A 21,986-nucleotide genomic window follows, 5' to 3' on the forward strand; every position below is an offset into this window, starting at 1 on the left:
ACGAAATGATTCGTAATATAATAATCGGACTTTTGGTCGCAGCGGTTGCAGGGACAGCTTATTGGGGCTATACGGAAAGACAAGAGAAAAATGCAGTCATGATCAATGCGGAAAATAACTACCAGCGGGCTTTTCATGATTTAAGCTATCAAGTGGACCTTCTTCATGATAAAATTGGCTCCACTTTAGCGATGAATACGAGGCATTCTCTAAGTCCTGCTTTGACAGAGGTCTGGCGGATGGCTTCAGAGGCACAGAATGATGTAGGACAGCTGCCATTAGCACTGCTTCCATTTAATAAAACGGAAGAATTTCTTTCAGATATCGGCGATTTTACATATAAAACTGCCGTTAGGGATCTTGAAAAAGACCCGCTTACAACAGATGAATATAAAAGGCTGCAGTCGCTGTATAAACAATCGGAAGATATTCAAAATGAGATGCGGAAAGTTCAGTATCAGGTAATCAATAATAATTTAAAATGGATGGATGTGGAAACAGCACTCGCATCCGGTGACGAAAAAGCAGACAATACGATTGTCGATGGGTTTAAAACGGTAGAAAAGAAAGTAACAGCATACAGTGAGGCGAACTCTGTAAATGATATAAGCATGAAGTCCACAGAAGAGAAGAATAAGAATTTCCAGAATTTAAAAGGAGAATTGATATCAAAAAAAGAAGCTCTGTCTATCTTCGAAAAATATGCAAATCTTCCTGATGATGCTAAAGTTCAGGCAGATGAGAATAAAAAAGGTTCCAAATACGGGTTTTACAGCCTTAATGCAAGCACAGAGTCTGGGTTAGAAGTGAATATGGATATCACCAAAAAAGGCGGCTATCCAATTTGGTTTATGAATAACCGGGATGTGAAAGAAAGTAAACTCAGCCTGCATGATGCGGAAAAAAAGGCAGTAAACTTCTTGAAAGAACATGACTTTACGTCACTTCAATTATATGAAAGCAATCAGTACGATCATATCGGTTTATTCAATTTTGTAACCGTAATCGACGGAGTCCGAGTGTACCCGGATTCAGTGAAAGTAAAGGTTGCACTGGATGATGGCACCATCATCGGCGTATCCGCTGCTGATTATCTGGAATCAAATAAAGAGAGAAGTATTAAGAAGCCGAAACTGTCTGCTGCACAGGCAAAGGAAAAAATTAATTCAAATGTTAAGGTAATGGAGCAGCGTGAAGCAGTCATCATGAATGATGAGGACAAAGAAGTGCTGTGCCATGAGTTTCTGGGAACCATTGGAAATGATACGTACCGGATTTTCATAAATGCGGAAAATGGACGTGAAGAAAAAATCGAAAAATTGAAGAATGCCGAGCCGGCTTATCAAAAATTACTGTAAGGCAAAAGGAAAAGTGCGCAGGCACTTTTCCTTTCTTTCATTTCATGACATAATAATGTAAAAAGAGGGTATTAAAGACTAGTTCTGAATACCTGGAAAAGGGACGGGAATGGTATGCTTAATATTGGAGATACGCTGACTTTGAAAGAGGGTTTGGCACAAAATCAGGAAGCATATAAATGTATGGTCGTTGAAATGAATGATCATTCACTATTCATAGATTATCCAGTAAATATGGAGACGGGGAAGGTCATTTTCCTGCCTGACGGAACTCAGCTAAAAGCCGTGTTTTCAAATGAACAAGGGGCTGCCTACATGTTCAGCAGCGATGTACTTACGAAAATTAAAGGGCATATTCCGATGGTTCAAATTTCGCTTCCGCCGGAAGAAAGTTTTATTAAGATTCAAAGACGGGAGTTCATGAGGCTTGAAGCAAGTTTAGATGCGGCGGTTCATCCTCTGAATGGAGAATTTCCCCCTTTTAGGACTTTGACGGAGGATATCAGTGCAGGCGGAACAGCCATCAGGTTACAGAAGAATATGAAAATCAATGAGGCGGATTTTGTCTATCTATGGATTGCCCTTCCCTTTCAGCAGGAGGGAACAAGTTATTTAAAATTGAAATGCGCTGTTATTAGAGAAACGGAAAAAGAGCATGGAATCAAGGAATTGTCTCTCCGCTTTGTTGAAATGGAAGAGAAAGACACTCAAACAATCATCCGGTATATTTTTGAAGTACAGCTTGAAATGAAGAAAAAAGGGCTCGTGCTGTAACCTGGAATGATATTCGTTCATTTGGCCGATACTGTTCCTAAAACGATGCGGAGGGTGCCGAGAATGCGGACAGCAGAACGAATTATTATGAAGATTATCCTGTTCCAATTCATTTGCCTGCTTATTGCGCAGACAGTAATTGCAATGGATCCGGGAATTTTTGAATGGAATAAGCTTATCCGGTATGAAGGAGTCAATAAGGACAATTACACAAAAATCATCGAGACCTTTGAAGAATCCTCGGACTAAAAAGTTGGTTTTGGATCCAGCAGGATTCTCCTTTTTTAAAATGAAAACCCGAAGCGGAATTTTTCCGCTTTTTTTATATGAATGAAAGCGTTGGGAAAGAATATAGATACTTTATTAATAGATGATTTTTCGATAATTTATGATAAAATATAGTTGTATGGCCGCATACAGCTGCCATGCGGAATGAATGCAGCAAGACTGTCAAGATAATGGGAGGCATTATGGAAACGAGAATATCAGTTGCAATCGACGGGCCTGCTGCAGCAGGAAAAAGCACGGTTGCAAAAATTGTAGCAGAAAAATTTAATTACATATATGTAGATACAGGAGCTATGTACAGGGCGCTGACTTATAAGGCGCTGCTCCATAAAGTGAATCTGTCTGATGAAACTTCCCTATTTAAGCTTTTAATGGAGACTGTCATCCAATTGAGCCCTTCTGAAAAGGGACAGCTTGTCTTTTTGGACGGGGAGAATGCGACTTCTGAAATCAGAAATCATGAGGTTACGAGCAATGTTTCCGAGGTCGCGAAACACCGTCAGATCAGAGAGGAGCTTGTCCGGAGGCAGCAGGCATTTGCTGAAAATGGAGGAGTGGTTATGGATGGCCGGGATATCGGCACCCATGTACTGCCAAGTGCCGAGCTGAAGGTGTTTTTAATTGCTTCTGTAGATGAGCGGGCAGAACGCCGCCATCAGGAAAATATTTTAAAGGGTTTTCCCTCAGATATAGAGAAATTAAAAGAAGAGATAAAATTAAGAGATAAGCTCGATTCAGAACGTGAAGTTTCTCCATTAAAAAAAGCAGAGGATGCGATTGAGATCGACACTACATCTCTTTCAATTCAGCAGGTTGCTGAGCGGATTATCTCTTTGATGGAAGAAAGGATACAGGGAATTTGAATTTTTACACATTTGGCAAAAACGTTGTAAAAGGAGTTTTAAGTCCTTTCTATAGGGTTAAAACTAAAGGACGGGAGAATTTCCCATCAGAAGGCGGTATTTTGATTTGTGCGAACCACATTGATAATCGTGATCCGCTCATTGTGGGAATCACTTCCCCAAGGGATATTCATTTCATGGCTAAGGAAGAGCTGTTTAAGCTTCCTTTGCTTAAGGGAATATTACCAAAAGTAAATGCTTTTCCTGTAAAGAGGGGCATGAGTGACCGGGAAGCTCTCAGGACCGGCATTAAGCTGCTGAAGGAAGGGAAAGTGCTTGGGCTATTCCCTGAAGGAACCAGAAGCAAGAATGGTAAATTGGGAAAGGGACTGGCCGGAGCCGGTTTTTTCGCCCTCCGTACGGATGCAAAAGTCATACCTTGCGCCATTATCGGACCTTATAAACTATTTGGCAGGCTTGATGTGATATACGGTGAACCGATTGACTTCAGTCTCTACAGCACAGAAGATAAGAAATTGTCAGCTGAAGAGGCGACTGAAATTATTATGAAGGAAATCGCCGGATTAATGTCAGCCAATAAATAATTCATCTTGCTTGACAATTTCAGGGTTTTGTTGGAATTTATACAAAAGGGGATTTATTCCGAATTATGAAAGAAAACTTATTTAATCACTCTTATGGAGGCTGTCCTGTTGAGATTCCTTAATAGATACAGGCCGATATAGAGAAAATCTGCTGAGCAGTCAAGGGTTAAGGAGGAGTTCGTAATGACAGAAGATATGAACCAGGTAGAAGTCAACAATTATAACATTGGAGATCAAGTAAAGGGAACAGTATCGAAAGTGGAAGAGAAGCAAGTGCTTGTTGATGTCGAAAACAGTAAATCTGGCGGCATCATTCCTATTAGCGAATTATCGAGCCTGCATGTTGAAAAAGCATCGGATGCTGTCTCTGAAGGTGATGTGCTGGAACTTGAAGTAATTAAAGTCGAAGATGAAGCACTTATTCTCTCAAAGCGTAAAGTGGATGCCCTGAAGGCTTGGGGAGAACTTGAAAAAAAATTCGAAACAGGAGAAGTTTTCGAAGCAGAAGTAAAGGATGTCGTCAAAGGCGGCCTAGTCGTTGACCTTGGTGTAAGAGGATTTGTTCCTGCATCATTGGTTGAAGATCACTTCGTTGAAGACTTCAGTGATTATAAAAATAAAACATTAAGCTTTAAAATTGTAGAATTGGAAAAAGATAAGAACCGCTTGATTCTTTCTCACCGTGCCGTTGTACAGGATGAGAAAGAAAAGCAAAAGGCGGATATTCTTGAGACAATCGAGAGCGGACAGGAACTCGAGGGAACGGTTCAGAGAATCACGGACTTCGGTGCCTTCGTAGATATTGGCGGGGTTGATGGTTTGGTTCATATTTCCCAGCTTTCCCATCAGCACGTGGATAAAGCATCAGATGTTGTATCCGAAGGAGATAAGGTCAAGGTCAAGGTTCTTTCTGTTGACCGGGACAATGAAAGAATCTCTCTTTCTATAAAAGACACCTTGCCTGGGCCATGGTTCGGTATCAGCGAAAAAGCTCCTAAAGGCTCTGTTCAGGAAGGCACAGTGAAGAGACTTGTATCTTTCGGTGCCTTCGTGGAAATTTTCCCTGGTGTAGAAGGTCTCGTGCATATCTCTCAAATTTCCCACAAGCATATCGGCACACCGAATGAGGTATTGTCTGAAGGGGAAAAGGTCCAAGTGAAGGTGCTTGACGTTAATGAAGCTGAACAGCGCCTGTCGCTCAGCATTAAGGATTTAGAGGCTCCTCAAGCTTCACCTTCTGAGTACGAAATGCCAGAAGAAACAAAAGGTTTCCAATTGGGTGAAATGATTGGAGATCAGCTGAAAAGATTAAAATAATGTCAAATAAGCCAAAAGGCTGCAGATCCGTGGATCTGCAGCCTTTTGCTTTAAATCGAAAGACTTTCACTTATTGATTTCTTTCTCTGGCTTTTTCTGCGCTTTCGAGCCTTGTAGCTCCCGGATATTCCAATGATTGATCCCGGTCTGACTCCACTCTTTTGCTATTCTTTAGTTTCTTTTCTTGCCGGTCCTTTCCCAAAAAAACACCTCCCTGCTTTTTTTGAATGGCATAAAGGTTTAAATGCCTACCATAATAGCCATAATGAATCACTAGAGGAGGGGTAAATATCGAGGGCGTATTTTTTTATTGGCTAATGTGGATGGCGTGGGTCGTGTTGCTTTTTTTTATACCTCAAACAGTTCAGAAAAGAACGTCTCTGATTTTTCATATTCAGTCTGTCATTTTTTTGTCAGGGTGGTCCATTCCTGTGCTTCATGTTTCGTGCAAGCTAAGCGGTATCTATCTAATCGTTATTATTTGTTATTACATAAGAGTCTATTCACCATTCAAGCTTTTTCTATTCCTGATTCATTCCTTTATTATCATGATGGCCTACTGCTGTTTCATGATATTTTCAATTTTAGACCCTGTCTGGCTGATTATGGATGCATCCTTACTGCTGGCAGCAGGGATGAACTATTTGGCATGGCTGATTCAGCCAGCATGGAAGGATCGTTTTTTGGTGATCTGTCTGGGTTTGGCGCTTGGGGATTTTCTTTTCGCAGAAATGTTATCCTATCAAGGCATTCAATATGAGGGGATGTCTTATACATGGCTAGATCAATCTGTTGGTATTATTGGAGGCACCTTAGTTTTATGGGGAATGGCTGTTATAGGAAGAAAAGCTATTTCCTTTATACAGCCAAAATGGGAAAGATTTGTTCCTCTTCAAAAGTGATAAATAAAGGATGGCAAGTGTTTTGTTTTTTAGAGAAAGATTGTTGATAGAAGAAAAATTTGTTACTATAGGATAGTTAGAAGCCTGTAGACAATAGAAATGGCACAGAAGGATTGGAATAAGCGGGCAGGCAGTATTGAGGGAAGCAGCCATGCTCCTGTGAGCTGCAATGAATCCATTTAAGAAATGATAAATGCAAGTTAAGCTGACCCATTAATAGGGGAATTGATTGACTCATTTTAACATAGTCCGTTTTACCAGTATACAGCACATGAATTCAGGAACTGCTTGAGTTTATGATCTTTCAACAGAAGAAGGAAAGGGTGATGAAGCGTGCCGAAACCGGTAGTTGCTATTGTCGGACGACCTAATGTCGGAAAATCGACAATATTCAATAGGATTGTGGGCGAACGTGTTTCCATAGTCGAAGATGTTCCGGGTGTTACCAGGGACCGTATATACAGTTCGGGAGAATGGCTGACATATGATTTCAATATTATCGATACTGGCGGGATCGATATTGGAGATGAACCATTTTTAGACCAAATCCGTCAGCAGGCGGAGATTGCAATTGATGAAGCAGATGTGATCATTTTTATGACAAATGGACGGGAAGGGGTTACATCTGCAGATGAAGAAGTGGCTAAAATTCTTTATAAATCCAAAAAGCCAGTCGTACTTGCCGTAAATAAAATTGATAACCCTGAAATGCGGGATCAAATTTATGATTTCTATTCATTGGGATTTGGCGATCCTTTCCCTATTTCCGGATCTCATGGTTTGGGGCTCGGCGATTTGCTGGATGAAGCGGCCAAGCATTTCCCTCAATTCGGAGGCCAGGATTATGGTGACGATGTCATTAAATTCAGTTTAATCGGCCGGCCGAATGTGGGAAAATCCTCATTAGTTAATGCCCTGTTGGGAGAAGAACGCGTCATAGTCAGTGATATTGAAGGCACAACAAGAGATGCGATCGATTCTCCTTATAAGTATAATGGAAAAGAATATGTCATCATTGATACAGCGGGGATGAGGAAGAAAGGGAAAGTTTACGAAAGCACTGAAAAATACAGTGTCCTTCGTGCATTAAGGGCTATCGAGCGCTCGGATGTTGTTCTTGTTGTACTGAACGCCGAAGAAGGCATTCGGGAACAGGATAAAAAGATAGCAGGGTATGCCCATGAAGCCGGCAGAGGCGTTATCATTGTTGTCAATAAATGGGATGCGATTGAGAAAGATGAAAAGACAATGAAAGAATTTGAAGAGAGCATCAGAGCTCAATTCCTATTTTTGGATTATGCGCCGATTATCTATTTATCAGCTAAGACAAAGAAAAGGACGCATACATTGCTTCCAATCATTGATATGGTCAGCGAAAACCACTCCATGCGGGTACAGACAAACGTACTGAATGAAGTGATAATGGACGCAGTAGCTATGAATCCAACACCGACACATAATGGAAGCAGACTGAAAATCTATTATACAACGCAAGTGGCAACAAAGCCGCCGACCTTTGTTGTATTCGTCAATGATCCTGAACTCCTTCACTTTTCATATGAGAGATTTTTAGAAAACCGGATAAGAGATGCTTTCAATTTTGAAGGAACTCCGATAAGGATCTTCGGGCGCCACAGAAAATAGAAAGGGCGATGTAACCATGGTAAATAGAAAAGAAACAATTGCAGTTATTGGAGCAGGAAGCTGGGGTACCGCGCTTGCTATGGTACTGGCCGACAATGAGCATGATGTTCGGTTGTGGGGGCATAAAAGCAGCCAAATCGATGAGATCAATCAATATCATACAAATAATCAATATTTGCCGGATATTAAACTGCCTGAAAACATTATAGGCTATACTTCCCTTGCAGAGGCAATGGCCGGTATCCAGACAATTATTTTGGCTGTGCCGACAAAAGCAATTCGTGAAGTTCTTGACCAGATTGGGAAAGCGGCAAAACAGCCGCTTACAATCGTCCATGTCAGCAAAGGGATTGAGCCGGATTCCCTGATGCGTATCTCTGAAATGATTGAAGAGGTAGCCTCTCCGGCTTGGCTTAAAGCTGTTGTGGTCCTTTCAGGGCCAAGCCATGCCGAGGAAGTGAGCCTTCGCCATCCTACAACGGTGTCTGTTTCCTCTAAAGATATGGAAGAGGCAGAACGGGTGCAGGATTTATTCATTAATCATCATTTCCGTGTCTATACGAATCCAGATATAATCGGGGTGGAAATCGGGGGAGCATTGAAAAATATCATTGCTCTTGCTGCTGGTATCACAGACGGACTGGGATATGGGGATAACGCCAAAGCAGCGCTTATTACACGCGGGCTTGCCGAAATTTCCCGCCTTGGAACGGCTATGGGCGCAGATCCGCTTACTTTCTCCGGCTTAACCGGCATAGGAGATTTAATTGTTACATGCACAAGCGTGCATTCCCGAAATTGGAGAGCGGGGAATATGCTCGGCAAAGGGAAGAATCTGGATGAGGTTCTTGATAATATGGGGATGGTTGTCGAGGGTGTCAGGACGACCAAAGCAGCGTATCAGCTGGCCAAAAAATATGAAGTAAACATGCCTATTGCAGAATCATTATATGATGTACTGTTCAATGGCCAAGAGGTCAAACAGGCCGTAGATCAGTTGATGACCAGAATGAAGACAAGTGAAATGGAAGAACTTTTCAACATTATGGATGCAAGGGACAATTGATGAGCCCTGTATGTATGAAAAAAAATAATAATTAGGCATTCGAGGATGCCTAACAATAGAAGTGTGCATACAATGGCTACGAAAGTAAACTAGTAATTTGACCTCGGTATGGGGAATTTAGTCACGTTGAAGGCAGAAGAAGTTTTTTCTTCTGCTTTTTTTTATGCTTTTCCTTCTTTATTTTTTGAAAGCTCTTTCAGAAGAAATCCCCTTTACATAAAAAGGTATGTTATAATATTTTTGGAAAAAGGAGTGATATAATTGACCCCTGCCCTTCAAAAAATGTGGATTTCATTTATAGCAATGGCCTTCATGTTTATTTCGATTTTCTCTATATACATAAGCCGATATAAACTGAAAGGGATATGGAAGGCTGTGACAGCCGTTATAGCATATTTACTGATGATAGCTGCAGGTTTGATCATTTTTATTGTGGTTATAAGCGGACCGACCAATTAATAAACGAGGCGGTAAGTAATGAAGAGAATTTATTCAATATTCATAATAGTGTTGATTTGTTCCCTGCAAGGGGGATGTATGTATCCAAAGGAAAAGCAAATGGAGAATCAGCTCCCGTACGAAGAGCAGATTCATTCGGTACAAAATGCTGTAGACCAGTTCCGTAAAGATGAGGGAGGTATTTTGCCGATTGAAACAAAAGACAACAATACACCGATTTATCAAAAATATGTGATCAAATTTTCGAGGATTTCGCCCAGGTATATAGCGGAACCTCCTCAAAATGCCTTTCAGTCGGGCGGAATATTTCAGTATGTTCTCGTGGGGGCTGAAGAAAAACCGACGGTCAAACTGCTTGATGTAAGGATGGCTCAGCAAATCCAGGATTTCCAATTAAGACTGCAGGTCTATCAGGAAAAAAATAAATATCCGCCTTTTAAAGAAATACTGGCAGACAATGTATATACGATTGATTATGAAAAAATGGGATTGAAGCAGCCTCCGACAGTCAAGAGCCCTTTTTCCAATCAGGAACTTTCATTTGTAATAGATGGCCAGGGGGAAATATTTGTGGATTACACCCCTGATTTATATGATGCTCTAAAAAAGAACAAAAAGAAAGTGAAACCGGGCGAAGACATTCGCAATCTCCTTGTTGAGCAATCCGATTTTGTACCTGCATTTTCCTTGCCGTACACAGTTGGGAAAGATGGAAAGCCAATATTTCTTTCTGAATAGTCATAACTCTTCTCCTGCGAAATATATTGTAGGGGAAGGGTTATTTTTTATTTCTTGTTTTCTCTCATTCCAAACATAACAACCCTTATATATACATTTTTTTGAAGGAAGGGATCGAACCTAAAAATGATCGGAATAATTTTTTAGGACAACATCATAGTATGTACTGTGCCAATAAATTTTGCAATGAATAAGATCCCAAAATTGTCATTCGGGAGGGGTAACCTTGGAAAAGGTAGATATTTTTAAAGACATAGCAGAGCGTACCGGGGGCGACATCTATTTAGGAGTCGTCGGAGCAGTGAGGACTGGTAAATCCACCTTCATTAAAAAGTTCATGGAACTTGTTGTTATTCCCAATATTGCAACAGAGGCTGACAGGGCAAGAGCACAGGATGAGCTGCCGCAGAGTGCAGCCGGAAAAACCATCATGACAACTGAACCGAAGTTTGTTCCGAACCAGGCTGCATCCCTGCATGTGGCGGAAGGGCTGGATGTGAATATAAGGCTCGTAGATTGCGTGGGCTATACGGTACCGGGAGCCAAAGGCTATGAAGATGAAAATGGACCTAGGATGATTCATACCCCTTGGTACGAAGAGCCGATTCCGTTCCATGAAGCAGCCGAAATTGGCACACGGAAAGTAATCCAGGACCATTCTACATTAGGAGTGGTCGTCACAACGGATGGTACGATCGGAGAGCTTTCCAGGGCGGATTACATTGAAGCCGAGGAACGGGTTATCGAGGAACTGAAGGAAGTCGGAAAGCCTTTTATTATGATCATTAACTCCGTTCAGCCGCATCATCCAGATACAGCGATATTAAAAGAGAGCCTGCAGGAAAAATATGATATTCCGGTATTGGCAATGAGCGTGGAAGGAATGCGCGAGTCTGATGTAATGAGCGTGCTGCGTGAAGCATTATATGAATTTCCGGTTTTGGAAGTTAATGTAAACCTTCCGAGCTGGGTTATGGTATTAAAGGAAAATCACTGGCTTAGAGAAAGTTATCAGGAAGCGGTGAAGGAGACGGTAAAAGATATCAAGCGGCTCCGGGACGTAGACCGAGTGGTCGGAAACTTCAATGAATATGAATTCATTGACCATGCAGCACTGGCGGGGATTGAAATGGGGCAGGGTGTAGCTGAAATCGATTTATATGCCCCAGATGAATTGTATGATGAAATACTGAAAGAAATTGTTGGAGTGGAAATAAGGGGGAAAGATCATTTACTTTCATTGATGCAGGATTTCGCGCATGCCAAGACAGAGTATGATCAAGTGGCTGATGCTCTCCGGATGGTTAAACAGACTGGATATGGAGTGGCTGCGCCTTCCTTGAATGATATGAGCCTGGATGAACCGGAAATCATCAGGCAGGGAGCACGTTTTGGAGTGCGGCTTAAAGCAGTGGCTCCTTCCATTCATATGATTAAGGTCGATGTGGAATCTGAATTTGCGCCAATTATCGGTACGGAAAAACAGAGTGAGGAACTAGTTCGTTACTTGATGCAGGACTTTGAAGATAACCCGCTTTCTATCTGGAACTCTGACATTTTTGGACGGAGCCTTAGCTCATATGTACGCGAAGGGATTCAAGTGAAATTGGCGATGATGCCCGAAAATGCCAGGTATAAATTGAAAGAAACCCTCGAAAGGATTATTAATGAAGGATCGGGTGGTTTGATTGCGATTATTCTATAACACAGTGAGGCCATTCCGAGCCGGTTTGGCCTTTTTTTTGTATTCATTTAGGGGGGATTCAATAGGATGTATTTGGCAGATGGCAGGGCAGAGAATTAAAAAGATGCTTAATCTGTGCTAACACGCAGAAAACCTTGCTGTATAAGGTTTTTTTTGAAAACAGATGGTTTATATTTCTGAATAAAGGGAAAAATGACTTACTAATGGATAAATTTATAATATATGTATTTTCTCAAGAAAAGATTCCCTTTATTTTTTTAAATCCCTTGCTAAGCCGCGATGATATGTGATACTCTACATACAGAAAACGCGTGATAAAGCCATTTTAACCTGCTTTGGATTTTTCGAGTACATTCTCGGAAAACTAAAAGTTGCACATGAAACTGTTTTCTAGGGATAAAGATTTATCCGGAAATGATATTAAATCACTATTATACAGATAGGTAATAATGATTTTTTATAAGATCCTTTTTGGGAGGAGGTGAATGGCATGAACAAGACAGAATTAATTAATGAAGTTGTTGCTTCAACTGAAATTTCTAAGAAAGATGCTACAAAAGCTGTTGATGCTGTTTTTGATACAATCTTAGAAGCTCTAAAAAACGGAGATAAAGTACAACTTATCGGTTTTGGTAACTTCGAAGTTCGTGAACGTGCGGCTCGTAAAGGTCGTAACCCGCAAACTGGCGATGAGATTGAAATCGCTGCAAGCAAGGTACCAGCATTCAAACCTGGTAAAGCATTGAAAGATGCAGTAAAATAATCATCAAATACATACGGGTTTTCACCGTATAAGGAACTGCGTGCTTACGCAGTTCCTTTTTTTGCTTCTTAATTTCTTTTTGTGATAATATAAGAGACGGTGTAATCTTTTCTCATTGTGTCAGCAGACAAAGGGAGAGATTAAGATATAAAGATCCGTTCGTTATGATCGGTTTAATAGATCGAGGGCTATTCATAAGTGATGAGCCTTCTGATTTTAAATTATGCAGCAAAGTGAATTGGGTTTTGCAGGAGGAGCAGAGAAAATGGCCAATATAGACCATGAAAAAATTGAAAGGGCCGTCCAAATGATATTGGAAGCTGTAGGGGAAGACCCAGAGCGGGAAGGTCTTCTTGATACGCCTAAACGTGTGGCGCGAATGTATGAAGAAATCTTTTCCGGTCTTCATCAGGATCCGAAGCAATATTTTGAAACGATTTTTGGAGAAGATCACGAAGAGATGGTTCTTGTCAAAGATATCCCGTTTTATTCGGTTTGTGAACATCATCTGGTACCTTTTTACGGCAAGGCACATGTTGCTTATATTCCGAAAGAGGGCCGGGTTACAGGATTAAGCAAACTGGCAAGGGCAGTGGAAGCTGTCTCAAAACGTCCGCAGCTTCAGGAAAGGATTACTTCTACAGTGGCAGATGCCATAATGGAGCAGCTGAAGCCTCATGGTGTAATGGTAATTGTTGAAGCTGAGCATATGTGTATGACAATGCGCGGAGTAAAGAAACCTGGATCGAAAACAGTGACCTCAGCGGTTAGGGGGAACTTTGCCAAAGATCATCGCACAAGAGCTGAAGTGCTTGCATTCATAAAGGACTGATGAGGAGGGGCGAAATGGACGACAAAAAAATATCTACGGATTTTGTGGTGATCAAAGCAGTAGAAGACAGTGTAAATGTAATTGGTTTAACCAGGGGGACGGATACAAAATTCCATCATTCTGAAAAGTTAGATGCGGGAGAAGTAATGATTGCCCAATTTACAGAGCACACGTCAGCTATTAAAGTGCGGGGACACGCGAAAATTTATACTCCTTATGGAGAAGTAGAGAGCCATTCAAAGAAGAGCGGACACGAACAAAAATAGAAGATAGGCAAAAAGCGCGGTGCCTGATATGTTTTTGTACAGGAAGGATGAATGAGAAAGAATTCCTTCTTACTTTGCGCTTTCTTGCTATTGTTTTTATGGTATAATAATCGTGTTTTATATAAGTACGGTAGAACGAATATTAAATACTTTTGGGGATGCAAGGGTGATTTCATTTGAAGAAGAAGATCAATAACATATTGGAAATGAAGCAATTAATCGAATTGAAGGCTGATCATCCATATGTCTTAAAATACTTGGCATGCCCTGAAGTGGACGATGATAAGCTTTTATTGCTGTGGGGATTATATCATGATTTGGAAGTATCCGAAGAACTACGGAACCGCACCATACTTTCTACTATGTTAGTGCAAATCGCTCTTGATACCCATGAAAAAGTAACGAATTCCGACGAGACAGCCGATAAAGCCGAAAAATTGAAAAATCGTCAGCTTACTGTTCTTGCCGGTGACTATTACAGCGGACTGTATTATAAAGTGCTTGCAGGGGCGGGGGATTCCTCCCTAATACGGTTGCTTTCCGGTGCAATTAAAGAAATTAATGATAATAAAATCATGCTTTACCAAGTTGCCTTAGACGATATCCCGTCTATTCTCCAAAGCTTAAAAAGAATTGAATCTTCTTTAATTTGTCATTTGGCTTTGTTTTATAAAAAGCCCGATTGGCAGGAGACGGCGGAAGACTTCTTGCTTTTAAAGCGATTGCATGCTGAAAAACGTCACTATATAGAAACGGGCAGCTCATCTTTCTACTCTGCCATTTTACGCGTATTTACTGCAGGCCAAGGAACGGAAAAAGATTTTGCCGGCTTGAGAAAAATGGCGGAAGATCGAATGGATGAATGTGTGGAGCTGTCAAGGGAAGCACTAAAGAAGTCCATGGGCGGAATATTATCCATAGATTCGGCATTATATCAAAGAGCAGCGGAGCTTTTACAGCAAACAGAAGCTAAGTCGAATTCTTATGTAAGAGAGGGTTAACATGGAGCAGTCAAAGGAACAAAAGGTACATCAGGTTTTTGAAAAGATCTATGGCGATTATGACAAAATGAATTCAGTGATCAGCTTCAGGCAGCATATTAAATGGCGGAAGCTGGCAATGAAAAAATTGAATGTCCAAGAAGGATCAAAGGCGCTGGATTTATGCTGCGGCACGGCAGATTGGACTATTGACCTGGCAAAGGCTGTCGGGGAGTCAGGCAAAGTTGTCGGACTGGATTTCAGCGAAAACATGCTGAAAATCGGCAAAAAAAAGGTGAAGGAGCTTAACCTGGATGATCAGGTTACTCTTATCCATGGAAATGCGATGGAGCTTCCGTTTGAAGATAATAGCTTTGATTATGTAACAATTGGTTATGGTTTACGGAACGTTCCGGATTACATGCAGGTTTTGAAGGAAATGTACAGGGTCACCAAGCCGGGCGGGATGGTCGCATGTATAGATACTTCCCATCCGACCATGATTGGATTTAAGCAGGCATTCAATCTGTATTTCCGTTTTATTATGCCGGTTTTTGGGAAAATTCTCGCGAAAAGCTTCCAAGAATATTCCTGGCTGCAGGAATCAGCACGTGATTTCCCTGGAATGAAGGAGCTTGAACGGAAATTTAAAGAGGCAGGCTTTGTGGATGTAAGCTATAAAGCGCTGACTGGCGGAGTAGCAGCGGCCCATTTCGGCTATGTGAAATAAGTAGATAAAAAAGCAATTGACGAAGGCTTGGGTGAATTTGTATGAAATATAGAATGATGTATTCATTTTTGAATACTGATTTACAATTAATAGAAAAAGAACTTGAAGCTGCCATTGAAGCGGATTCCCCTGTTTTAACGGAAGCTTCCCTGCATCTGCTTCAATCAGGCGGCAAAAGAATTCGCCCGATTCTGGTTTTATTGGCTGCTAAGTTTGGAGATTATAATATACATATCGTGAAACATGTTGCCGCTACTTTGGAGCTGATCCATACGGCATCGCTTATTCATGATGATGTGGTGGACGAAGCGGATCTACGCAGGGGAGCGGCAACGATAAAAGCAAAGTGGGATAATCGAGTTGCGATGTATACCGGCGACTACATTTTTGCCCGTGCGCTCGAAATTATGTCGGCAGTTGAAAACCCGCTTGCCCATCAGATTCTCGCTGATACCATGGTAGAACTATGCCTCGGAGAAATTGAGCAAATTAAGGATAAATTTAATTTTGATCAAAATTTACGAGTGTACTTCAGAAGGATTAAAAGGAAGACAGCACTGCTGATTGCTTCCAGCTGTCAGCTCGGAGCCATTTCAGCCGGGGTCGAAGAGGAAGTTCACCGGAATTTATTTAAATTCGGCTATTATGTAGGAATGTCCTTCCAAATCACGGATGACATTCTGGATTTCACGGCCTCTGAAGAAGTGCTTGGCAAACCTGCAGGCAGCGATTTATTGCAGGGGAATATCACGCTGCCTGTTTTGATAGCTATGAGAAATGAAGAATTGAAGAAGTTGATTACAGAAATCGATGAAGAAACTTCAAAGGAAAGAATGGCTGTAATTATTGATGCGATTAAGGCTTCGGGAGCAATCGAGGAGGCAGCCGATATAAGCGATCAATACTTGGCAAAAGCCTTTGCTGTTCTGGACAACCTGCCATCGAATAAGGCAAGGAGAACACTTGGTCAAATTGCGAAGAACATCGGCAAAAGAAAGTTTTAAGGCTAGAAATCTGGAACCTGAGTTGCGAAATCGGTCATATGATGATAAGATTTAAAAAGGACTGCCTTTTTAGGCAGATTTTGATACATAGTAGGAGTGACTGAAATGGAAAGAACATTTTTAATGGTTAAGCCTGATGGCGTACAGCGCAGCTTGATCGGTGAAATCGTATCACGTTTTGAAAAAAAAGGTTTCCACCTTGCAGGTGCGAAGTTAATGCAAATTTCTCAAGAGCTTGCTGAACAGCATTATGGTGAACATAAAGAACGCCCTTTCTTCGGTGAATTGGTAGAATTTATCACTTCAGGCCCTGTTTTCGCAATGGTTTGGGAAGGCGAAAATGTCATCGCAACTGCGCGTCAAATGATGGGTGCTACGAACCCTAAAGATGCGGCTGCTGCCACAATCCGCGGAGACTTTGCAGTAACAGTAGGAAAAAACATCATTCACGGTTCTGATTCTCCTGAGAGTGCTGCACGTGAAATCGGTTTGTTCTTCAAAGAAGAAGAATTAGTTGAATACTCTAAGCTTATGAATGAATGGGTTTATTAATCATTTGATGGGGGTTATAGCCCGTGGAATGAGAAAAGGCGGAGAATATCCTCTGCCTTTTTTATTTGCCTGTTTTTTGGGAAACAGACAGTATTTTGTAGTTCTTTTGTTTACTTACTGGAAATGTTTCCGAAATGAACCGATATATAGGGTAAAAGAGTATAGGAGTCGGTAAGTATGCAGCAGGATTATGAGGAGTTTGTCCGAAATATTAAGAGATCGACAGGCATCGATTTAGCTTTATATAAAGAGAATCAAATGAAACGAAGGCTGACCTCGCTTTATGAAAAAAAAGGCTATCGTTCGTTTGGCGCTTTTTACGAGGAACTGCAGAAAAATACGGATTTGTTAAATGAATTTTTGGACCGGATGACGATCAATGTTTCTGAATTTTACCGGAACGCAAAAAGATGGCAGATCCTGGATGAGATGATCTTTCCGCAGCTTCTGGCTTCAGGCAAGAAGTTGAAAATTTGGAGCGCTGCCTGTTCAACCGGCGAGGAGCCTTACACGGCAGCGATGGTCCTTTCCAGGCATCTCCCGATAGGAAAGTTTGATATTCTGGCTACGGATATTGACAGCAACGCGCTGGCAAGAGCTAAAATGGCAAGCTATTCCGCCCGTTCTTTGAATGAAGTTCCTCAAGAAATAAAACAAAAGTATTTTGTACGAGAAGGGGATCATTACATAGTAGCTGATGAGATTAAAAAAGCGGTTACCTTCAAAAAACATAATCTATTAGCAGATCGATTTGAGAATGATTTTGACCTGATTATTTGCAGAAATGTTCTCATTTATTTTACTGAAGAGGCAAAACATGAACTGTATCTGAAATTCAGCCGTTCGCTGAGGGAAGGAGGCATCTTTTTTGTCGGAAGCACAGAACAGATCTTCAGCCCTGCACAATATGAGTTGGGCGCAGTCGAAACGTTTTTCTATAAAAAGCAATCATGAAATGTAAAAAACAGGCGAAGGATGTTTATCTTTCACCTGTTTTTTTATGTACCTCATAGATTTTTGGGTTTTCTGCTGAGCCCTGTTCTTCTCTTCCTGTTTTTTACAAATTTATTCTCTTCATACCTCTATAAAACAGATCAGTCTCGAATTGATAATTACCTTAGATTGCATGGAACGTTTCTAAAGGGTGTTCCCTTAGATGAGCAGAAACGTTTTTAACAAAGGTAATCAAAAATAGGGCAGAATAAATCATGTTGTAAAAGGTAAAAAAGTTGTAAAATAAGAGGGAAATCGAGCTGAAAAGACAGGGAAAAAATTTTACATATCCCACTTTTCATAAAATTGTGGTATATTGATACATAAATCCTTTAAAGTGCTAAAAGGGGGCATACATATAATGAGATATTTAACGGCTGGTGAGTCACACGGACCGCAGCTTACCACTATTATAGAAGGAATGCCGGCAGGATTGCCCATTTCCAATCAGGACATTAATGAGCAATTGGCGCGCCGTCAAAAAGGACATGGACGCGGCCGGAGAATGCAGATTGAAAAAGATCAGGCGTTTATCGCCTCCGGCATTCGGCATGGATATACGCTGGGGTCACCCATTGCATTGGTTGTAGAAAATGACGATTGGAAACATTGGACTAAAATTATGGGCAGTGATGCCATTTCCGAGGAAGAATCCGAGCAGATCAAGCGCAAAATTACGCGCCCGCGTCCCGGTCATGCAGACTTAAATGGCGGAATTAAATATGGGCACCGAGATTTAAGAAATGTCCTGGAACGTTCTTCAGCAAGGGAGACGACCGTAAGAGTGGCCGCGGGGGCACTTGCTAAAAGCTTATTGGATCAGCTTGGAATTAAGGTGGCCTCACATGTATTGGAAATTGGCGGTATTAAGGCGGAACCCAAGTCTTATGAAACGATTGAACAATTGCAGCAGGTGACAGAGGAATCTCCTGTCAGATGCTTTGACAGCAAGGTCGAACAGCAAATGATGGATGCAATTGATGATGCAAAGAAAAAAGGAGATTCCATCGGAGGAATTGTTGAGGTTATCGTGGAAGGAATGCCTGCGGGCGTTGGAAGTTATGTACACTATGACCGGAAGCTTGACGCCAAACTGGCTGCGGCCATTGTGAGTATCAATGCATTCAAAGGAGCAGAAATCGGGATTGGTTTTGAAGCAGCCCATCGTTTTGGAAGTGAAGTCCATGATGAAATTGCCTGGAATGAGGAAGAAGGCTACTACAGGAAAACAAACCGTCTCGGTGGATTTGAGGGAGGCATGACGACTGGAATGCCAATCGTAGTACGCGGTGTCATGAAGCCAATCCCTACGCTTTATAAACCTTTAAAGAGTGTGGATATAGATACGAAAGAAGTATTCGAGGCCAGTGTTGAGCGTTCTGACAGCTGTGCTGTGCCGGCAGCAGCGGTTGTAGCTGAGGCCGTAGTTGCCTGGGAGCTGGCAGCAGCGATTGTCGAGCAATTCCCATCAGACCGCTTCGACCAGCTCAAAGATTACATAGAGGAATATCGCAAGGAAATAAAGGAGTTTTAAAAATGGAAACACTTTGGGTAGAAACAGCTTCCAAAAAATATCCGGTCCATATAGGAAAGGGAGCCGCAGCGGGTTTGGCTCCGTTTTTGCAGGAACAATCCATTTCTAAAATTTTAATTATTACAGATGAAAAGGTAGCTACGCTTCATCTTGAGGCAGTAAAGGATATTCTTCGCGGATCAGGAAAACCAGTGCTTGATTATATCGTGCCTGAGGGAGAGTCAGCTAAAACCTTTGATGTCTATTATGAATGCCAAAGCTTCTGTCTCTCCCAAAGCCTGAACAGAAAGTCAGCCATCGTGGCCTTAGGAGGCGGCGCGGTTGGAGATCTAGCAGGATTTGTCGCAGCTACATTTATGCGGGGCATTCCCTTTATCCAAGTACCGACAACCCTGCTGGCTCACGATAGTGCTGTCGGAGGGAAGGTAGCTGTCAATCATCCGCTTGGTAAGAATATGATTGGCGCTTTCCATCAGCCGGAAGCCGTATTCTATGATCTGTCTTTCCTAAATACACTTCCGGTCCGCGAAATTCGGTCAGGGTTTGCTGAAGTCATTAAGCATTCTTTGATTTCAGACCCAGCTTTCTATTTGTGGTTGAAACAGGAAATTACTGATTTGGCCAGTATTTCAGAAGAACAATACTTTACGATGATAAAAAAGGGGATTCAAATCAAGTCAAATATCGTAAAACATGACGAAAAAGAGAGCGGCATCCGGGCTTATTTGAATTTTGGCCATACGCTTGGCCATGCGATTGAAGCGGCAATGGGATATGGGAATTTCACTCATGGCGAGGCTGTGCTGATCGGTATGATTTACGCTTTGTCTCTGAGCTGCAAAGAAGAAGAGTTCCAATTTGATTCACAGGAATTTACCCGATGGGCCGAGAAGCTGGGATACAGTACCAAGATACCTGCAGGACTTTCGCATAAGGACCTTCTGGGAAAAATGAAATCCGATAAAAAAAGCACAGGAGATCAAGTGACATTCGTCCTTCTTAAAGAGGTGGGCGCACCGCTTCTGTCCGATATACCGGATGTTACATTACTGGAAGAAATGGACAGCTGCTTATTTCATTCAGAGGAGGCGGAGAGATGATCAGGGGAATAAGAGGAGCTACCACAGTCACTGCAGATACGGAAGCAGAAATTATTCAGGCAGCAGAAGCGCTGATGCAAGACTTGATTGAAAGCAATGGAATAGAAGCGGATATGGTTGCTTCCGTTTTTTTCTCCACAACCGAAGATATTCAGGCTGCCTTTCCGGCTAAGGCGCTTAGAAATATAGATGGCTGGACATATGTACCGGTTATGTGCATGAAAGAAATACCAGTGGCAGGTGCATTGAAATCTTGCATTCGGGTGATGGTGCACGTAAATACAGAAAAAAGCCAGCAGGATATTCAGCATATTTATCACGGAAACGCGGTCAGGCTGCGGCCGGATTTACAAAATGACTAAAAATAATTTAACAAAATTAGGGGTGGATAGGAATGAAATGGAATGAGGCAGTTCTATCGTTAAAGCCTTATCAGCCAGGAAAATCAACAGATGAAGTGAAACGACAGTATGGTCTGGAGAAAATTGTTAAATTAGCTTCCAATGAAAATCCTTTCGGATGTTCAGAGCTTGTTAAGAAGGTAATAAAAGACCAAGCCGATTCATTCGCCATTTATCCAGATGGATACGCAACTTCTCTCAGGAGTGCAGTAGCAAAGCATACGGGAGTAAAGGAAACGGAATTAATTTTCGGCAATGGTTCTGATGAAAATATTCAAATTATCTCCCGCAGTCTGCTTGGGCCAGGGAAAAATACAGTCATGGCTACCGGCACTTTCTCTCAGTATCGTCATAATGCGGTTCTCGAAGGGGCAGAGGTCAGGGAAGTAGACCATATTGACGGCGCTCATAATTTGCAGGGCATGCTTGATGCTATGGATGAGAATACGGCGGTTGTCTGGCTATGTACACCAAACAACCCTACCGGCAAGTATATTCCTGAAACAGAATTAAAAAACTTCATTACTCAAGTGCCAGAAGATGTCTTGATTGTTTTGGATGAAGCATACAGTGAGTATGTTGCAGCTGAAGATTATCCTCGAACCAATCAATGGCCACAGCTATACAAAAACTTGATTGTCCTAAGGACTTTTTCAAAAATATATGGACTTGCAAGTCTTCGCGTCGGATATGGCATTGCTGATGAAGAGGTCATAAGTAAATTAGAGCCTTCAAGGGAGCCGTTCAATGTCAATACGCTGGCACAGAAAGCCGCGCTTGCCGCATTGGAGGATCAGGCGTTTATTGAAGAATGCCGATTGGTAAACCGCCGGGGGATGGAACAATACCATCAATTCTGCAAAGCTGAAAATATTGATTACTACCCTTCACAGGGGAATTTCATATTCCTTCATTTTAAATACGATGCTGATGAAGTGTTTCAGCATCTTCTTGAACAGGGATATATCGCCAGGTCTGGAAAATCATTTGGTTTCCCTCAAAGTCTGCGGGTAACGATCGGTTCTGAAGAAGAAAATAAAGAGATGATAGAAGCGATCAAAACTTTTTTAACACACAAAAAAGAGCAGGAATCGCCAAATAGTTTCGTAAAATAAAGGAACCGTACGGACTGG

The 21,986-nt window shown here is 41.7% G+C and carries 25 protein-coding genes; 24 read left to right on the forward strand and 1 reads right to left on the reverse strand.

The window, feature by feature from the left end:
- Positions 1-5: 5 nt before the first annotated feature.
- The 6 genes from ypeB to rpsA all read left to right on the forward strand — a co-directional run bounded on the left by ypeB (position 6) and on the right by rpsA (position 5,184).
- Positions 6-1,358, forward strand: coding sequence for a germination protein YpeB (ypeB, locus tag BQ4305_RS09610; RefSeq protein ID WP_110927593.1), 1,353 nt, complete (start codon positions 6-8; stop codon positions 1,356-1,358).
- A 114-nt stretch (positions 1,359-1,472) separates the two neighbouring features.
- Positions 1,473-2,132, forward strand: coding sequence for a flagellar brake protein (locus tag BQ4305_RS09615; protein ID WP_110927594.1), 660 nt, complete (start codon positions 1,473-1,475; stop codon positions 2,130-2,132).
- 63 nt (positions 2,133-2,195) lie between these two features.
- Entirely contained in the window at positions 2,196-2,381 is a 186-nt protein-coding gene (locus BQ4305_RS09620) for a YpfB family protein (RefSeq protein WP_110927595.1), read from the forward strand.
- A gap of 221 nt (positions 2,382-2,602) precedes the next feature.
- The gene (gene cmk / locus BQ4305_RS09625; protein ID WP_110927596.1) at positions 2,603-3,283 is read left to right on the forward strand and encodes a (d)CMP kinase; all 681 of its coding nucleotides are present in this window, start codon (positions 2,603-2,605) and stop codon (positions 3,281-3,283) included.
- On the forward strand, positions 3,280-3,867 hold the full coding sequence (locus tag BQ4305_RS09630) for a lysophospholipid acyltransferase family protein (RefSeq protein ID WP_110927597.1): 588 nt from the start codon (positions 3,280-3,282) through the stop codon (positions 3,865-3,867). Before cmk ends, BQ4305_RS09630 begins: the two co-directional genes overlap by 4 nt.
- A gap of 183 nt (positions 3,868-4,050) precedes the next feature.
- The gene (gene rpsA / locus BQ4305_RS09635; RefSeq protein WP_110927598.1) at positions 4,051-5,184 is read left to right on the forward strand and encodes a 30S ribosomal protein S1; all 1,134 of its coding nucleotides are present in this window, start codon (positions 4,051-4,053) and stop codon (positions 5,182-5,184) included.
- Between the two features lie 70 nt (positions 5,185-5,254).
- On the opposite strand, the gene BQ4305_RS09640 is transcribed toward rpsA, so the two are convergent.
- Positions 5,255-5,386 carry a YpzI family protein gene (locus BQ4305_RS09640; RefSeq protein WP_110927599.1) on the reverse strand — a complete coding sequence of 44 codons (132 nt, stop codon included), beginning with the start codon at positions 5,384-5,386 and terminating at the stop codon, positions 5,255-5,257.
- 88 nt (positions 5,387-5,474) lie between these two features.
- Here BQ4305_RS09640 and BQ4305_RS09645 point away from each other — a divergent pair, with 88 nt between their 5' ends.
- The 18 genes from BQ4305_RS09645 to hisC all read left to right on the forward strand — a co-directional run bounded on the left by BQ4305_RS09645 (position 5,475) and on the right by hisC (position 21,968).
- Positions 5,475-6,086 carry a YphA family membrane protein gene (locus tag BQ4305_RS09645; RefSeq protein ID WP_456061850.1) on the forward strand — a complete coding sequence of 204 codons (612 nt, stop codon included), beginning with the start codon at positions 5,475-5,477 and terminating at the stop codon, positions 6,084-6,086.
- 333 nt (positions 6,087-6,419) lie between these two features.
- Entirely contained in the window at positions 6,420-7,730 is a 1,311-nt protein-coding gene (der, locus tag BQ4305_RS09650; RefSeq protein ID WP_110927601.1) for a ribosome biogenesis GTPase Der, read from the forward strand.
- Between the two features lie 16 nt (positions 7,731-7,746).
- The gene (locus tag BQ4305_RS09655; protein WP_110927602.1) at positions 7,747-8,796 is read left to right on the forward strand and encodes an NAD(P)H-dependent glycerol-3-phosphate dehydrogenase; all 1,050 of its coding nucleotides are present in this window, start codon (positions 7,747-7,749) and stop codon (positions 8,794-8,796) included.
- Between the two features lie 282 nt (positions 8,797-9,078).
- Complete coding sequence (locus BQ4305_RS09660; protein WP_407640153.1) at positions 9,079-9,255, forward strand: DUF2768 domain-containing protein; 177 nt, start codon at positions 9,079-9,081, stop codon at positions 9,253-9,255.
- Between the two features lie 18 nt (positions 9,256-9,273).
- Positions 9,274-9,993, forward strand: a complete 720-nt coding sequence (locus tag BQ4305_RS09665) for a hypothetical protein (protein WP_110927604.1) — start codon at positions 9,274-9,276, stop codon at positions 9,991-9,993.
- Positions 9,994-10,219: 226 nt separating this feature from the next.
- A complete protein-coding gene (gene spoIVA / locus BQ4305_RS09670; RefSeq protein WP_110927605.1) occupies positions 10,220-11,698 on the forward strand; it encodes a stage IV sporulation protein A in 1,479 nt (492 codons plus the stop codon).
- Positions 11,699-12,188: 490 nt separating this feature from the next.
- Positions 12,189-12,461: an HU family DNA-binding protein gene (locus tag BQ4305_RS09675; RefSeq protein WP_110927606.1), complete on the forward strand. Its 273-nt coding sequence runs from the start codon at positions 12,189-12,191 to the stop codon at positions 12,459-12,461.
- A 265-nt stretch (positions 12,462-12,726) separates the two neighbouring features.
- The gene (folE, locus tag BQ4305_RS09680) at positions 12,727-13,293 is read left to right on the forward strand and encodes a GTP cyclohydrolase I FolE (protein ID WP_110927607.1); all 567 of its coding nucleotides are present in this window, start codon (positions 12,727-12,729) and stop codon (positions 13,291-13,293) included.
- Positions 13,294-13,307: 14 nt separating this feature from the next.
- A complete protein-coding gene (gene mtrB, locus BQ4305_RS09685; RefSeq protein WP_110927608.1) occupies positions 13,308-13,559 on the forward strand; it encodes a trp RNA-binding attenuation protein MtrB in 252 nt (83 codons plus the stop codon).
- A gap of 176 nt (positions 13,560-13,735) precedes the next feature.
- Positions 13,736-14,560 carry a heptaprenyl diphosphate synthase component 1 gene (locus BQ4305_RS09690; protein ID WP_110927609.1) on the forward strand — a complete coding sequence of 275 codons (825 nt, stop codon included), beginning with the start codon at positions 13,736-13,738 and terminating at the stop codon, positions 14,558-14,560.
- A 1-nt stretch (position 14,561) separates the two neighbouring features.
- Positions 14,562-15,269: a demethylmenaquinone methyltransferase gene (locus tag BQ4305_RS09695; protein WP_110927610.1), complete on the forward strand. Its 708-nt coding sequence runs from the start codon at positions 14,562-14,564 to the stop codon at positions 15,267-15,269.
- A 41-nt stretch (positions 15,270-15,310) separates the two neighbouring features.
- Positions 15,311-16,273 (forward strand): heptaprenyl diphosphate synthase component II, encoded by a 963-nt coding sequence (gene hepT / locus BQ4305_RS09700; RefSeq protein ID WP_110927611.1) that lies wholly within the window; start codon positions 15,311-15,313, stop codon positions 16,271-16,273.
- A gap of 105 nt (positions 16,274-16,378) precedes the next feature.
- On the forward strand, positions 16,379-16,825 hold the full coding sequence (gene ndk / locus BQ4305_RS09705) for a nucleoside-diphosphate kinase (RefSeq protein ID WP_110927612.1): 447 nt from the start codon (positions 16,379-16,381) through the stop codon (positions 16,823-16,825).
- Positions 16,826-17,002: 177 nt separating this feature from the next.
- Entirely contained in the window at positions 17,003-17,779 is a 777-nt protein-coding gene (locus BQ4305_RS09710) for a CheR family methyltransferase (protein WP_110927613.1), read from the forward strand.
- A 400-nt stretch (positions 17,780-18,179) separates the two neighbouring features.
- Positions 18,180-19,352 carry a chorismate synthase gene (aroC, locus tag BQ4305_RS09715; RefSeq protein WP_110927614.1) on the forward strand — a complete coding sequence of 391 codons (1,173 nt, stop codon included), beginning with the start codon at positions 18,180-18,182 and terminating at the stop codon, positions 19,350-19,352.
- Positions 19,353-19,354: 2 nt separating this feature from the next.
- Positions 19,355-20,452, forward strand: coding sequence for a 3-dehydroquinate synthase (gene aroB, locus BQ4305_RS09720; protein ID WP_110927615.1), 1,098 nt, complete (start codon positions 19,355-19,357; stop codon positions 20,450-20,452).
- Positions 20,449-20,814, forward strand: coding sequence for a chorismate mutase (gene aroH / locus BQ4305_RS09725; protein WP_110927616.1), 366 nt, complete (start codon positions 20,449-20,451; stop codon positions 20,812-20,814). Before aroB ends, aroH begins: the two co-directional genes overlap by 4 nt.
- A 32-nt stretch (positions 20,815-20,846) precedes the next feature.
- Complete coding sequence (gene hisC, locus BQ4305_RS09730; protein ID WP_110927617.1) at positions 20,847-21,968, forward strand: histidinol-phosphate transaminase; 1,122 nt, start codon at positions 20,847-20,849, stop codon at positions 21,966-21,968.
- The last annotated feature ends 18 nt before the right edge of the window (positions 21,969-21,986 follow it).

Origin of the sequence: Bacillus massiliglaciei, from assembly GCF_900098925.1 — a bacterium.
Taxonomy (GTDB): Bacteria; Bacillota; Bacilli; order Bacillales; family DSM-1321; genus Peribacillus; species Peribacillus massiliglaciei.

Bases quoted from the DNA above. Each gene is read 5' to 3' on its own strand.
- ypeB (WP_110927593.1), top strand. From the start codon at position 6: ATGATTCGTAATATAATAATCGGACTTTTGGTCGCAGCGGTTGCAGGG.
- BQ4305_RS09615 (WP_110927594.1), top strand. From the start codon at position 1,473: ATGCTTAATATTGGAGATACGCTGACTTTGAAAGAGGGTTTGGCACAA.
- BQ4305_RS09620 (WP_110927595.1), top strand. From the start codon at position 2,196: ATGCGGACAGCAGAACGAATTATTATGAAGATTATCCTGTTCCAATTC.
- cmk (WP_110927596.1), top strand. From the start codon at position 2,603: ATGGAAACGAGAATATCAGTTGCAATCGACGGGCCTGCTGCAGCAGGA.
- rpsA (WP_110927598.1), top strand. From the start codon at position 4,051: ATGACAGAAGATATGAACCAGGTAGAAGTCAACAATTATAACATTGGA.
- BQ4305_RS09655 (WP_110927602.1), top strand. From the start codon at position 7,747: ATGGTAAATAGAAAAGAAACAATTGCAGTTATTGGAGCAGGAAGCTGG.
- BQ4305_RS09660 (WP_407640153.1), top strand. From the start codon at position 9,079: ATGTGGATTTCATTTATAGCAATGGCCTTCATGTTTATTTCGATTTTC.
- BQ4305_RS09665 (WP_110927604.1), top strand. From the start codon at position 9,274: ATGAAGAGAATTTATTCAATATTCATAATAGTGTTGATTTGTTCCCTG.
- BQ4305_RS09675 (WP_110927606.1), top strand. From the start codon at position 12,189: ATGAACAAGACAGAATTAATTAATGAAGTTGTTGCTTCAACTGAAATT.
- folE (WP_110927607.1), top strand. From the start codon at position 12,727: ATGGCCAATATAGACCATGAAAAAATTGAAAGGGCCGTCCAAATGATA.
- mtrB (WP_110927608.1), top strand. From the start codon at position 13,308: ATGGACGACAAAAAAATATCTACGGATTTTGTGGTGATCAAAGCAGTA.
- BQ4305_RS09695 (WP_110927610.1), top strand. From the start codon at position 14,562: ATGGAGCAGTCAAAGGAACAAAAGGTACATCAGGTTTTTGAAAAGATC.
- hepT (WP_110927611.1), top strand. From the start codon at position 15,311: ATGAAATATAGAATGATGTATTCATTTTTGAATACTGATTTACAATTA.
- ndk (WP_110927612.1), top strand. From the start codon at position 16,379: ATGGAAAGAACATTTTTAATGGTTAAGCCTGATGGCGTACAGCGCAGC.
- BQ4305_RS09710 (WP_110927613.1), top strand. From the start codon at position 17,003: ATGCAGCAGGATTATGAGGAGTTTGTCCGAAATATTAAGAGATCGACA.
- aroC (WP_110927614.1), top strand. From the start codon at position 18,180: ATGAGATATTTAACGGCTGGTGAGTCACACGGACCGCAGCTTACCACT.
- aroB (WP_110927615.1), top strand. From the start codon at position 19,355: ATGGAAACACTTTGGGTAGAAACAGCTTCCAAAAAATATCCGGTCCAT.
- aroH (WP_110927616.1), top strand. From the start codon at position 20,449: ATGATCAGGGGAATAAGAGGAGCTACCACAGTCACTGCAGATACGGAA.
- hisC (WP_110927617.1), top strand. From the start codon at position 20,847: ATGAAATGGAATGAGGCAGTTCTATCGTTAAAGCCTTATCAGCCAGGA.